Raw genomic sequence first — 15,967 nt, forward strand, 5'->3', positions numbered from 1 at the left:
ACTCCACATCTGTTGTGGAACAGCGCCTTCGATATGTCCTGATTGTCGAACCATCGACGACCAATATCGAATCGCAACAAAGCCGAATCACCGTTTCACGGCGATTTCACAGACACGGGTGCTAGAAAGTGTGTCATGACCGGGTTGTGGATAGTCGTTACCGTATGGATGGTGTGCGCGGCAGTCGTCGCCACCGTCCTCGGTCGCGTCGCGCGCCGGGGCGATTCGGAAGAATTGGGCTCGACTCTCGAGTGGGACATCGACACCCTCGATCACGAAGTACGGAACGACAACTGACGAAGCTCAGTCGACCTGTTCGACGATCTCGGTGAGAATGCCGGCGGCGGCGGCCAATGTCTCCCGCTCCTGTGCCGTCAGGTTCTCCAACTGCTCGGCAAGCGCAATCTCCCGAGACGCGACCTCGTCCCGCGCGGCAGCAGTCCCGGTATCGGTCAGCTGCAGAACCACTTGCCTGCCATCCGTCGGGTGCGGTGCCCGAGAGATCAAACCGGATTCCACCAACGTGTGCGATGACCGCGACACCGACGGTGGCTTTATTCGCTCCCGCGCCGCCAACTCACCCGTCGTCATCGGCCCTTCTCGCAGCAGAGTCGTCAGAATCGACAGCTGAGCGACGGGCAATCTGTCGCTGGAATGGCGCAGACGCAGCCTCCGATTCAACCTCATCGCACTGACGGACAGATCCCTGGCCAGCCCGGAATCGGGTAGATCACTCACGTGTCCAGATTACGACATCGAGGTGCATTCGCCCGATTCCTCCGAAACAGCGGATCACTCAATGTATTACCCCTCGAACAAACCGCTGATATGGTTCCTGAGGTTGTCGGGGTGGGAGATCGAAATCGGGGGGACGTCTTGAGTCGCGTAGGTTCCAGAGCATTGACCATCGCTACCGTGACCTTGGCGGCGTCGCTGCTGGTCACAGGCCCCAATGCCATGGCGGATCCCAATGCGGTCAATCCCATAGCCGGGCTCAACGGCACGTTCGGGCTGCCGCAGCTGCACGGCCGAGCCCAGGCCGTCGCCCAGGTGACCGGCATGTCGAGCCCCAACAACACCCAGAACGTGAACATGATCGGCACCGATCTCGGAATCATGTGGGACAACGGCCGCGGAGAGGTGTTGACGGCATTCGGCGACACCGCGGGACTCGGGATACCCAACCTGCTGCAAGGCAGTCTGTGGTCGTGGCGCAGCAATGCCATCGTCCGCAGCACCGACCGCAACCTCGCCGACGGCATGAACTTCGACAGCATCGTGAAAGACCCGCTGGGCCAGACCAAAGAGGTCGTTCCCAGTCCCAAGATCCCGTTCGTCGAGATCAGTCGGATCCCGACGGCCGGCGTGGCCGTCGGCGACACCCAGTATCTGAACCTGATGTCGGTGAAGAACTGGGGCCCGGCCGGAACCTGGGAGACCAACTTCTCGGGGCTGGCGGTCTCGAACGACAACGGGGAGAACTGGGCACCACTGCCGGAGACCCAGCGCCCCAGCGTCGGCGGCGACCGTAACTTCCAGCAGAGCGCATATTTGAAGGACGGCGGTTACGTCTACCAATACGGCACCCCGCCCGGCCGATTCAACCTCGGCCACGTTGCCCGCGTGAAAGAGCAGGACATCGCGAAGCTCGGCGAATACGAGTACTGGACCGGCCAGGACTGGAAGAAGGGCGACCCGGCCGCGGCGGCACCCATCGTCGGCGGAGTGGGAGAACTCTCGGTCGCGTACAACGCCACGCTCGGGCAGTACCTGATGATGACGACCGACAATGCCAACTCGATCGTGCTGCGGCGCTCACCGTCACCGGTCGGTCCGTGGAGCGAACCGGAGGTTCTGGTCGACACCCGCGAGGTCAGCTCCATCTATGCGCCGTACATCCACCCGTTCTCGACCGGCCGAGACCTGTACTTCCTCGCCACCGTCTACCAGAACTACAACGTCCTGCTGCTGCGCACCACGTTGTAGTAGCCCCCACTAGGCTTCCGAAGGTGGACGCCGCAGAGTGGGATCGCAAGTACGACGGCCGAGAACTCGTGTACGGCGAGGCACCGAATGCAACATTGGTCGAGGTCGCGACAACTCTGAAGCGCGGTCGCGCACTGGATCTCGCGTCGGGCCAGGGTCGGAACGCCATCTGGTTGGCCACCCGCGGCTGGACCGTCGACGCGGTCGATTTCTCCTCGGTGGGGTTGACGAGGGCGAGTCGTATCGCCGCCACTGCACCCGCGTCCGTTCGCGAACGCCTCACCTGGATTCATGCCGATGTGACGCAATTGGCAACGGAACCCAACTATGACCTGGTTCTCATGTTCTACCTGCACTTGCCCCCGGAAGGACGACGGAAGGCCGTCTCGGCCGCAATTTCGGCGCTGAAACCTGAGGGAATCCTCATGATTCTCGGGCACCACACGTCGAACATCGAGTCCGGCATCGGCGGCCCACAGGAAATCGAAATCCTTTACACGCCAGAGGATTTGGTCTCCGACATCGACTCCCGCCTGACCATTGTGACCGCCGAGAATCGGTATCGCGACGTGAGCGACAGCACTGCGATCGATGCACTGCTACTGGCGAGTAGGTCTGCCCTTGGCAGCGAAACGGATCGGGGGTAATATCCCTTAAGTTACCGACGAGTAGCTAACTTGGGCGGTACTCACGAGACCGCACCACCGACTGGAGAGCGAACGAGCAATGGGCCATTACAAGAGCAACCTTCGGGACCTCGAGTTCAACCTCTTCGAGCTGTTCGGACTCGACGAGACGCTCGAAGGCGACAACTTCGGCGACATGGACGGCGAGGTCGCCCGCGACATGCTGCGTGAGGTCGTACGCCTGGCCGAGGGACCGCTGGCCGAGTCCTTCGCCGATGCGGACCGCAACCCGCCCGTCTTCGATCCCGATACCCACAGCCTGAAGCTGCCCGACTCCTTCAAGAAGTCGTTCAAGGCGCTCTACGACGGTGAGTGGTGGCGCGTCGGCCTCGACGAGGAAATCGGCGGCACCCCGGCTCCCCGCAACCTCCTGTGGGGCATGAACGAGATGCTCCTCGGCTCGCAGCCCGCAGCATTCATGTACTCCGCAGGCCCCGGCTTCGCAAACATCCTGTACCACAACGGAACCGACGAGCAGAAGGAGTGGGCCAAGGTCATTGTCGAGCGCGGCTGGGGTGCCACGATGGTGCTCACCGAGCCCGACGCCGGATCCGACGTCGGCGCAGGTCGCACCAAGGCCATCAAGCAGGACGACGGCTCGTGGCACATCGAAGGCGTCAAGCGCTTCATCACCTCGGCTGTCTCCGACGACCTGTTCGAGAACATCTTCCACCTCGTGCTCGCTCGCCCCGAAGGTGCCGGACCGGGCACCAAGGGCCTGAGCCTGTTCTTCGTACCGTCCGTCCTCTTCGACTTCGAGAAGGGCGAGCTGGGCGAGCGCAACGGCGCATTCGTCACCGGCGTCGAGCACAAGATGGGCCTCAAGGCCTCCGCCACCTGTGAGCTCACCTTCGGTGGCCACGGCGTCCCGGCCAAGGGCTGGCTCGTCGGCGAGGTCCACAAGGGCATCGCGCAGATGTTCGACGTCATCGAGCACGCTCGAATGATGGTCGGCACCAAGGCAATCGGCACCCTCTCCACCGGTTACCTCAACGCACTCGATTACGCCAAGGAGCGCGTCCAGGGTGCCGATCTGACGCAGATGACCGACAAGACCGCGCCGCGCGTCACGATCACGCACCACCCTGATGTCCGCCGCAGCCTCATGCTGCAGAAGGCGTACTCCGAGGGCCTACGCGCGGTGTACCTCTACACCGCCGCACACCAGGATCCGATCACCGCCAAGCAGGTCTCGGACGCCGACGCAGACATCGCATACCGCGTCAACGACCTCCTGCTCCCCATCGTCAAGGGCGTCGGTTCGGAAATTGCCTACCAGGTGCTGGCCGAGTCGCTGCAGACCTTCGGTGGCTCCGGCTTCCTGCAGGACTACCCCCTCGAGCAGTACATCCGTGACGCCAAGATCGACTCGCTGTACGAAGGAACCACCGCCATCCAGGCGCAGGACTTCTTCTTCCGCAAGATCGCCCGCGACCGCGGCGTTGCTCTGGCTCACGTTGCCGGACAGATCAAGTCGTTCATCGACAGCGAAGCAGGCAACGGCCGCCTCAAGGCCGAGCGCGCACTGCTCGCCACCGCACTCGAAGACGTGCAGGCCATCGTCACCTCGATGACCCAGCACCTCATGGGTGCACAGGACCAGCCCACCGAGCTGTACAAGGTCGGCCTGGCATCGGTGCGCTTCCTGATGGGCTTCGGCGACCTGCTCATCGGCTGGCTGCTGCTGCGTCAGTCCGAAATCGCCATCGCCGCACTCGACAACGGTGCAGAGGGCAAGGAGAAGGCGTTCTACGAGGGCAAGATCGCAGTGGCCTCGTTCTTCGCCAAGAACATCTTGCCGCAGCTCACCTCGACGCGAGCAATCCTGACCAACATCGACAACGACATCATGGAACTGGACGAAGCAGCGTTCTGATCCACTGACCTTGCAACGGCCGCACCTGTTCACGGGTGCGGCCGTTGTTCTTTGTGTGCTGGGTGTCGGTTGGCGCTCGGTTTGTCGCAAACGCGCGCGCGTTTGTGAGAGATGCGGCGTCGCAAGCCCCCGGCGGGCGCAAACGCGCGCGCGTTTGTCAGATGCGCGCGAATTCAGCGGGATCCTCAGGCAATTTCGCGCGCGTTCAACGGGTGCGCGCGCGTTTGTCAGAGTTGCGGCGTCGCAAGCCCCCGGCGGGCGCAAATGCGCGCGCGTTAGTCAGAGTTGCCGGGTCCCGAGCCCTCCTGCCATCGCAAACGCGCGCGCGTTTGTCAGATGCGCGCGAATTCAGCGGGATCCTCAGGCAATTTCGCGCGCGTTCAACGAGTGCGCGCGCGTTTGTCAGAGTTGCGGCGTCGCAAGCCCTCCCATCGCAAACGCGCGCGCGTTTGTCAGATGCGCGCAAATTCAGCGGGATCCTCAGGCAATTTCGCGCGCGTTCAACGAGTGCGCGCGCGTTTGCGGGCCACACGGTGTACTCCGCACGCTCCCTCGCGGTGGCGGTAGTGCAGCGGCCCGTTCGACAGCTCGGGCAACGCGCGCCGCCAACTCTGCCGGATCAGCCAGGTCCGCCCAGGTCCAGCGCACCACCGGATAGCCGAGATCACGCACCGCGTCCTCCCGTACCTTCTCCTTGAACACCACGTCGCCGGGGTTCTCATCCTGCCGTAAGTACTTGGTGTACTTCGCTTTACCATCGAACTCGCACACGACGACGTCATTGACCAACCAGTCGATCCGTGCCACCGACCGCCCGCCTGGATCCAGGATCTCTACCTGAGACTCGACGTCGAATCCACTCTCGCGCAGGATGAGTCGACTCTGCGATTCCCCGGGATTTTCGCTGCGCCCGTCCATCAGGTTCACGGCTCGTCGCGCCTGCGCCACACCCTTCCATCCTCGAGCACGCTGCAACTCCGCGTCGAGTTCCTTCGGATCGCAGCGCTTCAGAGCCACGTCACCTGCGATAACCGCCGACAGAAGCTCCTCGGTGCGAGCGAGGTCGACTACCGTCCGCGCCAACGAGGTCGCGTGAATTCCGTCGACGATCACACTCGGTACCCACGGTGCACAGTGCACGACCACCGTCGCGTTCGTACGGCCGCCGCCGCGGTGGTGTCGAGTGACGTGGACCTTGTCGAATCTGCCTGACGGCAAGGGCAATCCGTGCAGTAGCGCTGCCGATCGATGGCTGACGGCGCTGCCCTCAGCGATAGTCGGAAATACGGCGGCGATCAGAAGTCGATGCCGCTCGTGCTCAGTGAGGCCGGCCAGCCTCGACGACGGAACGTAAACGCCGTTCACCAGACGTTCCCAACCATCGCGTTCGTAGAGCGCCCGCAATTGGTGATCGGCGTGGCCATCGGCAAGCGCTTCCGAGCGTCGCACCATTCGGTCATCCTTCATTCTCCGAGTCTCGGCTATTTCGACAGCGAGTCGAGGGCGAAAGTGACCGCCTGTGCACAACTTCGGACCTGTGGATGAATACAGGTACCGGCGTACCAGTTCGCTGGGCTGTGTTGGTCGCGCAACGCGCGCGCGTTTGTCAGGTGCGCGCAGAATTGCCCACGATCAGGCCACCAATTCGCGCGCGTTCAGCAACTGCGCGCGCGTTTACGGAATCCTGGAGAGCCGAACGGGGAATCGAGGAAGATCCGAACACAGACCTGGTCGAGGGCGCTCCGGTGAGCGGGCTGACCCAGCGAAGCGTTCAAGGCCACGCCGTCCGTCGCGCAAACGCGCGCGCGTTTGTCAGGTGCGCGCAGAATCGCCCGCGATCAGGCCACCAATTCGCGCGCGTTCAGCAAATGCGCGCGCGTTTGCGGAATCCTGGGGCCGGGCAGAACCGGGCAAAGGCAGAACCAGGCCGGGCGGAATCCTGGGGCCGGGCAGAACCAGGCCGGGCAAAGGCAGAACCAGGCCGAGCAAAGGAATCGAGCGACTATTGCTGCAGTTTGCGGAACTTGCTGCCGTGGAACACGATTGGGTTCACTTCGCTCTGTACGTCCAGGGAATGGATGCGCAGCAACACGATTGCATGGTCGCCCGCGGGGATCTGCTGGTCGATGGTGGTGTCGAGCCACGCTGTTGCACCCACGATGAAGGCGGCTCCCCCGTCCGTGACGGTGAGATCGAGACCGGCGAATCGGTCTCCGGTCTTGGCCGCCAGCGTGCGAACCGCATCGTTGTGCGCCTCACCCAGAACGCTGACGCCGATGTTCGGTGCCAATTCGAGTTTGGGCCACGTCGTCGACGTGTTCTGAATGCAGACAGCCACCAGAGGCGGATCGATGGACACCGGAACGAAGCTGCTCGCTGCCAGCCCCACCAGCACGCCGTCGATCTTCGCGGCGATTGCCACAACGCCGCTGGGGAACTGCGCGTACGCCTCACGCAGCGTCTGCTGATCGAGGACGGTACGTGTGAGCGTCATCGGCAATGCTCCCTTTCGGTGGTCGAGTGCAGCGAAGCACCTGTGCAGTGCAACCCCCGCACGGACACATTCATTTCGAGCAGTTTCCTGTAACCAGCAAACACCCGATCGAGCGTCGACGCCACAGTCCGACTCGAGGTGATTCGAACTGTGTCCTCGCAGCCCGAACGTCACTCATCCGGTTCCGGCTCCGGCGCGGGGTCGGGTCGAGGTGCAGGCGAAGGATCAGGGCGATCGGGCTGGACGCATTTCACGATCGGAATCGGGTCGTACTTCACCGTTCTCGTGTTCCGCGACAATTCCCTGCCCGACGCGGCATCGTTGATCACCTTGGTGTCGCTGGCCGTGAATCCCGGTCCTCCACCCGATGCGACACAGCCTGCGCCGGCGGGCAGCGTCACCGTATTGGGTGACGTGGGGTTGGTTCGCGACCCGGTGATGGATTCGACGTCGACGGTTTTTGTTCCCCACAGTCGAACGGTGACGCTGGACGAATCGGCGAACGACTCGATGACCACGCCGGTGTCGTTGGGGTTGGTGAACTTCAGATCGATGGCACCCTCGAAGACCGTCGCCTCGCGGGCCTCGGGATACCGGCTGATGTAATAGCTGTGCTCGGTGTGATCGGTGTCTTCCATACCGGCGAAGTAGGACGCGTTGTACAGCGTCGTCGCGAACTGGCTGATGCCACCGCCGACAGCGCGATCGGGTCTGCCGTTGTCGATGATCCCCGACTCGACGAAGCCCTGCGCCGTACCTCGCGGACCGGTGTATCCGTTGAGCGAGAACGTCTCCTTCGGCTTCACGAGTGCACCGTTGACGATCTGCGCGGTGAGCCCGATATTGACGCCGGACGCGTACTCGAACCCGCCGGTGGTGTACTCGGCGATCACTTCTCGCACACCGAGATTCTGCGCGGCCTCGGTGGTGAGAGCGGGCGGAGCCGGTTCGTAGATCGCCTCGGTGGTGCGGGGCCCGTCCGCAGACAACAGTGCGGGCAGCTGCTCGAGAGTCTTACGCCACTCCACCAGCTCACCCATCACGCCAGGCACGACGGTCGGCGCACCGCCGGAGAACGTGAACGACGCGTCCTTCGGCGGTACCTCGGTGCGTACGAGTTGCGGAGCGAGAATGCCGGCGGCGACATCGGTGTCGTAGATCGGAGTCAAGCCGCCCTGACCGTCCGGATCGAAGCGCAGAATCTCGCCCACTCGGTCGGTCGGCAGCGTCGCATCGACGTTCTCGCGACCGGCGACGATTACCGGTGCCTCCACAGCGGGAACAGCGATCTCGGCGAAGGCTCGATCCACAGCTTCCTGGGTCACCGTGACGGGGGTGGACTGGTAGGCCACTTCCGTTGCCCCCGAAGCCCATTCGGTCTGCAGATTGCGACGCGTCCCGTCGGCATCCAACACCCGACCCTCGAGTGGTGCAACAGCAACAGGAGTGACGCCGTCGAACACGACGTCGCCTTCGACGGGAGCACGATCGGTCTCGGCGCGGAGTCCGTCGATGGCGACGGTCAATGCCTGCTCGTCCGTGGTCGATACGACGCCGATCTCGCGGCTACCGAAGAACGACGTCAGCCGGGTGATCGGATTGATCGGCTGAGACCCCGCGCGGTCCAGCGTCGCATTCCAATCCACCCCGAGACCGGCAGCGGCAGGGAGCACGTCGACCTGCCGATCGCCGACGTCGACCTGAACGGGTTGCTCGGCGCGAGGGCCGAGTTCGGAGCGCAACGTGTCTTCGGCGTCGGAGTGAGCTTTGCCGCCGACGTCGATTCCGGCAACGGTAACCCCGCGGGGCACACGGTCACTCGACGTGAACCAATCCGCGGCATACAGCAGTGCGAAGACGGCGAACACTGCACCGGTGCCGATGGCAATCTTCCGCCACGGCGGCGTGACGCCTCCTCCATCTGTCTGCGCGCTACCGTCGCCGGGAGGAATCGAGGGCGGTTCCGCAGGAGACTCGGGCTGCTCAGGGACGACGGGCTGTGCCACGGTCGGAGATTCGTCCGCGACCGGCGTCTGCTGCGGGGACGAGGACGACGAATCGGACTCGACTCCGTCCGTGGGACCGGCAGATTCGACCACCTCCGTGGTGGCGGAATCAGTAGTGACGGAATCTGTGGTCGAGGCGTCGTGAACAGGTGATTCTGTGGCGTCCGTGCGCTCGACATCGGCCGGGGAGTCGACCGTCACGTCGTCGGACAGGCGATCGGCTTCGGACGTTGGCTCCGGCACGGCATCACCGACAGCCCCGAATGCCTCGGTGGGAGCGTCGTACGGCGGTGTGTCGGGATGGGTGTCGTCGCCCTTCGGCGCGTCGCCCGACCTACTCTTGCCCTCGCTCACGTTCGACCCTTCCAGGACCCCACCGTTCGATGAAAGTTCCACCCGTGGGCACGGAGTACCCCTCGCACGAGCTTACGCAAACCGAACGGCGACGCTCACTCGGCGATGTTCGGTATCCGAACGAAGAAAGGCTCCGTGCTGCTGCCGGGTCGGGGGTCAGGCAGCAGCACGGAGCCACCTGGAATATATGCACTCTTCGACCGCGCGTTACACCGAGTAAAAAATTGTCTCGTCAATTCATTCGATTGAATGATCCACGGGGCGTCGAGCTGTCGCCTTGCCCGACGGCACGGGTCCAGTGCCCCGTCCTGACCAGGGCGAGCGTGAGCAGAAGCCGATCTCGCGGATCGGTCAGGTCGTGCCCGGTCAACTCCTCGATCCGACGAACCCGGTAGATCACCGTGTTTCGGTGGCAGTAGAGCGCCTTCGCGGCATTGGTCGGCGAACCGTCGGAGGCAAGCATGTGCGCCAGAGTGTCGAGCAGCGTTCCGCGATGCGGCTCCGGGTGCGTCCACAAACTGCCGAGAGCGTGGCGCACGAGCAACTCCGACGATTGATGGTCGGCAGCCATGATCACGCGAGGCAGACGCTCCGTCGCCAACGCCACGCCGCTGCCCTCGGTGATGGTCTCGGCCGTCAACGCCGCCAACCGGTAGGCCGCCGCGAACGAAGACACGCCCTCGGGTGAATGCGCGACGCCGACCGGCCCCACGGCCTGCGCCGCGAGGGAATCGACGACGGAATTCCACGATCCGGTTCCGAGAGCCACGAGCGCGAATTGATGGCCGTCCCTGGTGTTCCAATGCGATACCGCGCCTATCTGATCCAACGCATCCTCGGGCGCAGGCAGCGGCGGCGATCCCTGATCGTCGAGTGGACCGACAACACAGGCAATTTGCTGTGACGCCGAAAGCCCAAGTGTGGCACGAGCTTCGATGACGAATGCTGGATCGCCACCACGCCCCGATCGAAGACCGTCGAGAATTTCCAGGACGTTGGCGAGGTCCCGCTGCTGCATTCGGGCACTCTCCTGCCGGTACGCCTCGACGAGAGTTTCGTACTGACTGTCCAGGGCACGCCATAACTGCTGACCCGCCACCAGAAGCAGATGCTCGTCGATGCTGGATCGGCATTGTTCTCGCTCGAGCATCAACTCCTCCCAGAGCGTTCGGCTACCGAGCGTGTACGCCTTGAGTACCAACTCCATCGGAATGCCTTGGCGAGCGCGTTCCCTCCCGGTACGACGCCACACCTCACGGGTGTTGTCGTTCGCGGCCGGCAGCCCGGACAGCGTGCGAAGACCCTGACCGATGTGCTCGCGAGTACTGCGCCTGATCTCGCCGGCGATGTCCGGAGCTGAGCTGGCCAAGTAGGCGGGTTCCTGCTCGATGAGCGCCAGCGTGATGGAGTCGGCGATCGTGTCGGCTCGCGGCGTCAAGGCCGCCCATGCGCTCCGGATCTTCTCCTGATCCGCCGCCGTCACCGCGCCGCGGGCAGCGGATCGCGTCGATGCATGTCGATCACCAGATGCATGTCGATCACCAGGAGCACCCACCCTCACAGTTTTGCGCACAGAGCCCACATCACAGGGCGATTTGACCGGTACTGGTGCCCAGCGACCCAAAGATTCTGTGCGTAGCGCCCATATCGCCCGTTGTGCGCGACGCACCATAGTGAACGCAACAGATTGTGAGGTGCGTCACTTGAACTCTCTCGACACGATGGACCCGGTTCTCACCATGAAGGACGTCGACGTGTCGTTCGGCGGAATCGTCGCGCTCTCCGGAGTCAGTCTCGACGTACGCCCCGGCGAAGTCCTCGGCGTCATCGGGCCCAACGGGGCAGGCAAGACGACCCTGTTCAACGTTGCGTGCGGACTCGTCCGACCGCAATCGGGAACACTCGGCCGACACGGCAAAACGCTGCCCGGACTACGACCGCACGACCTCCCCCGACTCGGCATGAGCAGAACCCTGCAGGGACTCGGGTTGTTCGATCGAATGACCGTACTGGACAACGTCATGATCGGTGCCGACCGAACGGCTCGGACCGGAGTCCTGGCCGGCCTCCTCGGGCTGCCGTCGAGCGCCTCCGACGACGCCGCGGTCCGCTCGACCGCGATGGCCATGCTGCAGCGATTGCGCATCGACGACCACGCCCACCGCTTGCCGCCGAGCCTGCCGTACGCGGTGCGCAAGCGAGTCGCGCTGGCGCGTGCTCTCGTCAGCGAACCGACACTGCTTCTGCTCGACGAACCCGCCTCGGGCCTGTCGAGCGACGAAATGAGCGAGCTCGGCGACGAGATTCGTTCTTTGGCAGCAGTTTCCACCGATTCCGATCCGGAAAGACCTGCAACATCGGTCATGCTCGTCGAGCATCACATGGACCTCGTGATGAGTGTGTGCGACCGGATCTACGTACTCGATTTCGGCAAGGTCATCGCCCAGGGGACGCCCGATCAGATCCGCGAGGACCCCGCCGTGCTCGCTGCATACCTCGGAAACGAGGTGGCACATGACGACTGACGCGGCACACCTGAAGATCACCGACCTCACGGTGCGTTACGGGCCGGTCACCGCCCTCGATTCGGTGTCGATGACCGTCGCGGCCGGGGCGATCACCGCCGTGCTCGGAGCCAACGGAGCGGGAAAGACGACACTGCTTCGCACCGTTTCCGGCCTCATTCGGCCGGTATCGGGACGCATCGATCTCGCAGGTGTCGACGTAGTCGGCGTGGCACCGGATCGCATGTCTCGCAAAGGACTTGCGCACGTGCCCGAGGGCCGTGGAGTGATCGCCGAACTCACCGTCGACGAAAATCTTCGACTCGGCGCGTTGGGACGCAACAGAAGTCACGACGCCGTCACTCTCGATCGGATCTACGAGATGTTCCCGCCCCTGACCAACCGCCGAGCGTCTTCTGCGCACACCCTGTCCGGCGGGGAACGGCAGATGCTGGTGATCGGCCGAGCTCTGATGGCGACACCGTCGGTCCTTCTTCTCGACGAACCGTCTCTCGGACTCGCTCCGAAAGTCGTCGCGCAGATCTTCGAGACGCTCCGTGCACTCGTCGATTCCGAATCGATGACCGTCGTGCTCGTGGAACAGAACGCACGAAGCGCGCTGTCGATCGCCGAACACGCCGTAGTCCTGGATCTGGGCAAGGTCGCGATGGAAGGCCCCGCCGAAACCCTGGCCGGGGACGACGCCCTCCGACACGCCTACCTCGGGTTCTAGAGCAAGCCGAAAGGACGCCTGCCACAGTGCAACAACTGCTGACCATCCTCATCAACGGCGTGACGACCGGCATGATCTATGCCGCCTTCGCGCTCGCTCTCGTCCTCATCTGGCGATCGACACGCATCGTCAACTTCGCCCAGGCTCCGATGGCCATGATCACCACCTACGTCGCACTCGTCGTCATCGACGCCGGGTACTCGTACTGGATCGGGTTCGGAGTCGCACTCCTCAGCGGCCTACTGCTGGGAGCGTTGATCGAACGACTCGTCATCCGGTTCGTCGACAGCTCCTCGCACATCAACCCGGTGATTCTGACGCTGGGACTGTTCATCATCATCCACGCGGTGGCAGCCATCATCTTCGGCAACCAATTTCGTTCCTTCCCAGCTCCGTTCGGACTCACCGGCCAGCGAATCGGGGAGATCAACGTAGCGCTGACCGGGTACGACATCTTCAAGATCATCGCCGTCCTGGTGGTACTGGCCCTGCTCATCCTGCTGTTCCGCTTCACCGATCTGGGGCTGAAGATGCGAGCGAGCGCCTTCGAGCAGGAGGTTGCCAAACTCCTGGGAGTACGCGTGAGCCGAATGCTCACCCTCGGTTGGGCTCTCGCCGCAGTCGTCGGATCATTGGCAGGCCTGCTCATCGCAGGAGGTTCGTTGGTGCATCCGGGTTACATGGACTCGATCGTCGTATTCGGTTTCGTCGCAGCAGTTCTCGGTGGCCTGGACAGCCCGGCGGGTGCCGTGGTCGGCGGCTTGCTGATGGGCATCGGACTCAGCTTCGTCAGCGGCTACCTCGGCCAGGATCTGGTGTCCAGTGCGGCATTGGTGATCCTGATCGTCGTACTTCTGGTCCGCCCGAGCGGATTGTTCGCCAGCGCAGCAGCCAGGAGGGTGTGACATGAACGCGACTCTCACCCGTCTCGCTGCAACTCCGGTTCGACGTCACTTCCTCTGCGCTGTCATCGGACTCGTCGTCATCGTGCTCGCACTCGAATCACTGAGCACCTTCCGCCAGAGCCAGCTCACCTCGGTTGCCTACCTGGCGATCGCGGCCGGCGGCCTGACCGTGCTGACCGGGTTGAGCGGCCAGCTCTCCCTGGGACACGGTGCGTTCATGGCCGTCGGCGCATACACCGCGGCATTGATGCTGCGGGCCAACGATTCGGGGTGGTCGGTGCCGCTGGTTCTGCTTGCCGCCACCGTGATCTCGGCGGTGGTGGGTGTGGTGGTGGGAGTGGCCGCCGCCCGGCTGCACGGGCCGTACCTGGCCGGTGCCACGCTGGCACTCGCCGTCGCCGTACCGGGCCTGGCCCTGTACTTCTCGGACTACCTCGGCGGAGAACAAGGCCTCGTCGTCCCGGCGCCGAAAGTGCCGGAGCTGATCGACGACGTGATGTACTTCGTCACCGGAAACGAGCTCAGCGGAACGAAATTCGTCGCCTACGTCAGCTGGGTACTGCTCGTCCTCGTGTTCTTCCTCTTGGCGAACATCTCGTCGAGCCGAATCGGACGCCGCTGGCGGGCCGTCCGGGACGACGAAGTCGCCGCCGAACTGGCCGGCATCGACCTCGGACGCGCACGCATTCTGGCGTTCGTCGTCAGCGCGGCCTGTGCGGGCGCGGGCGGTGCTGTTCTGGCGATGTCGGCCCGCATCGCGGCACCGAGCGGATTCACGCTGACACTCTCACTGACGCTGCTCTCGGCCGTCGTCATCGGCGGGCTCGGAACCCTGTCCGGGGCATTGATCGGGGCAATACTGCTGACCTACATCCCGCCGGTGGTCACCAACCTCGGACTCGATCTGGGGCTGAGCAGTCTGCAATCCGCCGAACTCGCACCACTGGTGACCGGAATCTTCACCGTCCTGGTCATCCTGTTCGCCCCACTGGGCCTGGTGGGCACGTATCGAAGGTTGCGTTCAACCAGAAAAGAGATGAAATGAAGAAGTTCGGATCGGTGGCGGTCAGAACGACCGCGCTCGTCGCCGTCGTCTCGTTGGCCGCAGCGTGCGGTGCAGGCGGTAGAGACGAGGCGACGGAATCCTCGGAAGGCTCGACGGTCGGCATCACCGACACCTCGGTGAAGATCGGTGCCCACTTTCCGCTGACCGGGGTCGCAGCACCCGGCTACAGCGAAATCCCCACGGGCGCACAGGCGTACTTCGACTACGTCAACGCCGCGGGTGGCATCAACGGTAGGCAGATCGAGTACGTGGTTCGAGACGACTCGTACGATCCGACCACCACCACCCAGGTCGTCAACGAACTCGTGTTGCAGGACGAGGTGTTCGCCGTCGTGGGCGGACTCGGCACGGCGACCCACAGCGCGGTCATCGACTTTCTGAACGAAGAGGGAGTGCCGGATCTGTTCGTCTCCTCCGGCGCGATCATGTGGGGCAACGATCCGGAGAAGTACCCGAATACCTTCGGCTGGCAGCCCGATTACCAGGTCGAGGGCAAGATCATCGGCGACTGGGTGACGAAGAACCGGCCCGACGCCAAGGTCGGTCTGTTCCTCCAGGACGACGACCTCGGCCGAGACAGCGAGGAGGCGGTGCGCCAGTATCTCGACGACCAGATCGTCGAGGTCGTGCGCTACACCTCGGGCAACACCGACGTCGCACCTCAGATCGCCGCCCTGCAAGGTGCCGGAGCCGATCTGATTCTCGGCTTCAACGTGCCCTCGTACACCGCACTGAGCCAACTGACCGCCATGCGGCTCAACTACGACCCCGAGTGGTTCTACAGCTCGATCGGTTCCGACGTGGACCTCGTCGGCTCCCTGCTCGGACGCTTCTCCCAGGGTGCCGTCACCGACGGCGCGCAGTCGCTCGAAGGCATGATCTCGCTGGAGTACATCCCGGGCGTCGACTCCCCGGAGAATCCGTGGACGCAACTGTGGCAGAAGGTCTGGGCGGAGAACGGAACCGGTGACCCACTGACCAACTACCGCATCTACGGTCTGAGCCAAGCATACGCATTCGTGCAGGCGCTGGAGGCGGCAGGCGAGAATCCCACTCGTGAAGGCATCGTCGCGGCAATTCAGGACGGCGGGATGGACTTCGAGGGACCGCAGCTGGCTCCGTTCCGGTACTCGGATTCGAGTCACCTCGGAATCTCCGGTGCCAGTGTCTTCCAGATTCGCGGCGGAGTTCCCGAGTACCTGACTCCGGTGCTGCAGACCGACATCGGCGACTCGGCCGTCGAGGAATACACCGGGGCCGAATCGACCCCGCCGGAAAGTGGCATACCCGGCTGATCCGACGAGAAAGGGCACGCAGAGAAAACTCTGCGTGCCCTTTTTCACGTAGCGGTCGGCAG

General features: G+C 63.7%; 14 protein-coding genes. 9 read left to right on the forward strand and 5 right to left on the reverse strand.

Annotated elements, in window-relative coordinates; all coding sequences use genetic code 11:
* Nucleotides 1-135 precede the first annotated feature (135 nt).
* On the forward strand, nucleotides 136-297 hold the full coding sequence (locus tag BH93_RS25055) for a hypothetical protein (protein ID WP_165712864.1): 162 nt from the start codon (nucleotides 136-138) through the stop codon (nucleotides 295-297).
* A gap of 6 nt (nucleotides 298-303) precedes the next feature.
* On the opposite strand, the gene BH93_RS25060 is transcribed toward BH93_RS25055, so the two are convergent.
* Nucleotides 304-738, reverse strand: a complete 435-nt coding sequence (locus BH93_RS25060) for a MarR family winged helix-turn-helix transcriptional regulator (RefSeq protein WP_037173225.1) — start codon at nucleotides 736-738, stop codon at nucleotides 304-306.
* Between the two features lie 219 nt (nucleotides 739-957).
* Between BH93_RS25060 and BH93_RS25065 the strand changes: the two genes are divergently transcribed.
* From BH93_RS25065 to BH93_RS25075, 3 genes are all read left to right on the forward strand, one after another.
* On the forward strand, nucleotides 958-1,986 hold the full coding sequence (locus BH93_RS25065) for a DUF4185 domain-containing protein (RefSeq protein WP_230592733.1): 1,029 nt from the start codon (nucleotides 958-960) through the stop codon (nucleotides 1,984-1,986).
* 23 nt (nucleotides 1,987-2,009) lie between these two features.
* Entirely contained in the window at nucleotides 2,010-2,633 is a 624-nt protein-coding gene (locus BH93_RS25070) for a class I SAM-dependent methyltransferase (RefSeq protein ID WP_037173226.1), read from the forward strand.
* A 79-nt stretch (nucleotides 2,634-2,712) separates the two neighbouring features.
* Nucleotides 2,713-4,548: an acyl-CoA dehydrogenase gene (locus tag BH93_RS25075; RefSeq protein WP_037173227.1), complete on the forward strand. Its 1,836-nt coding sequence runs from the start codon at nucleotides 2,713-2,715 to the stop codon at nucleotides 4,546-4,548.
* Nucleotides 4,549-5,028: 480 nt separating this feature from the next.
* Here BH93_RS25075 and BH93_RS25080 read toward each other — a convergent pair whose 3' ends face one another.
* The 4 genes from BH93_RS25080 to BH93_RS25095 all read right to left on the reverse strand — a co-directional run bounded on the left by BH93_RS25080 (nucleotide 5,029) and on the right by BH93_RS25095 (nucleotide 10,957).
* Complete coding sequence (locus tag BH93_RS25080) at nucleotides 5,029-6,015, reverse strand: hypothetical protein (protein WP_052065034.1); 987 nt, start codon at nucleotides 6,013-6,015, stop codon at nucleotides 5,029-5,031.
* A gap of 535 nt (nucleotides 6,016-6,550) precedes the next feature.
* Nucleotides 6,551-7,042: a flavin reductase family protein gene (locus BH93_RS25085; protein WP_032378376.1), complete on the reverse strand. Its 492-nt coding sequence runs from the start codon at nucleotides 7,040-7,042 to the stop codon at nucleotides 6,551-6,553.
* Nucleotides 7,043-7,212: 170 nt separating this feature from the next.
* Nucleotides 7,213-9,402, reverse strand: a complete 2,190-nt coding sequence (locus tag BH93_RS25090; protein ID WP_037173228.1) for a VanW family protein — start codon at nucleotides 9,400-9,402, stop codon at nucleotides 7,213-7,215.
* 232 nt (nucleotides 9,403-9,634) lie between these two features.
* Nucleotides 9,635-10,957 (reverse strand): PucR family transcriptional regulator, encoded by a 1,323-nt coding sequence (locus BH93_RS25095; RefSeq protein WP_155290922.1) that lies wholly within the window; start codon nucleotides 10,955-10,957, stop codon nucleotides 9,635-9,637.
* Between the two features lie 148 nt (nucleotides 10,958-11,105).
* Here BH93_RS25095 and BH93_RS25100 point away from each other — a divergent pair, with 148 nt between their 5' ends.
* From BH93_RS25100 to BH93_RS25120, 5 genes are read left to right on the forward strand one after another with little or no spacing between them, the layout of a single operon-like run.
* Entirely contained in the window at nucleotides 11,106-11,927 is an 822-nt protein-coding gene (locus BH93_RS25100; RefSeq protein WP_242459067.1) for an ABC transporter ATP-binding protein, read from the forward strand.
* A complete protein-coding gene (locus BH93_RS25105) occupies nucleotides 11,917-12,639 on the forward strand; it encodes an ABC transporter ATP-binding protein (RefSeq protein ID WP_032377574.1) in 723 nt (240 codons plus the stop codon). Before BH93_RS25100 ends, BH93_RS25105 begins: the two co-directional genes overlap by 11 nt.
* Before the next feature lie 26 nt (nucleotides 12,640-12,665).
* Nucleotides 12,666-13,544: a branched-chain amino acid ABC transporter permease gene (locus BH93_RS25110; RefSeq protein ID WP_032405283.1), complete on the forward strand. Its 879-nt coding sequence runs from the start codon at nucleotides 12,666-12,668 to the stop codon at nucleotides 13,542-13,544.
* Between the two features lies 1 nt (nucleotide 13,545).
* The gene (locus BH93_RS25115) at nucleotides 13,546-14,589 is read left to right on the forward strand and encodes a branched-chain amino acid ABC transporter permease (RefSeq protein ID WP_037173231.1); all 1,044 of its coding nucleotides are present in this window, start codon (nucleotides 13,546-13,548) and stop codon (nucleotides 14,587-14,589) included.
* Entirely contained in the window at nucleotides 14,586-15,905 is a 1,320-nt protein-coding gene (locus BH93_RS25120; RefSeq protein ID WP_032377571.1) for an ABC transporter substrate-binding protein, read from the forward strand. Before BH93_RS25115 ends, BH93_RS25120 begins: the two co-directional genes overlap by 4 nt.
* Nucleotides 15,906-15,967: the final 62 nt, after the last annotated feature.

It is taken from the genome of Rhodococcoides fascians A25f (assembly GCF_000760935.2).
Lineage (GTDB): Bacteria > Actinomycetota > Actinomycetes > Mycobacteriales > Mycobacteriaceae > Rhodococcoides.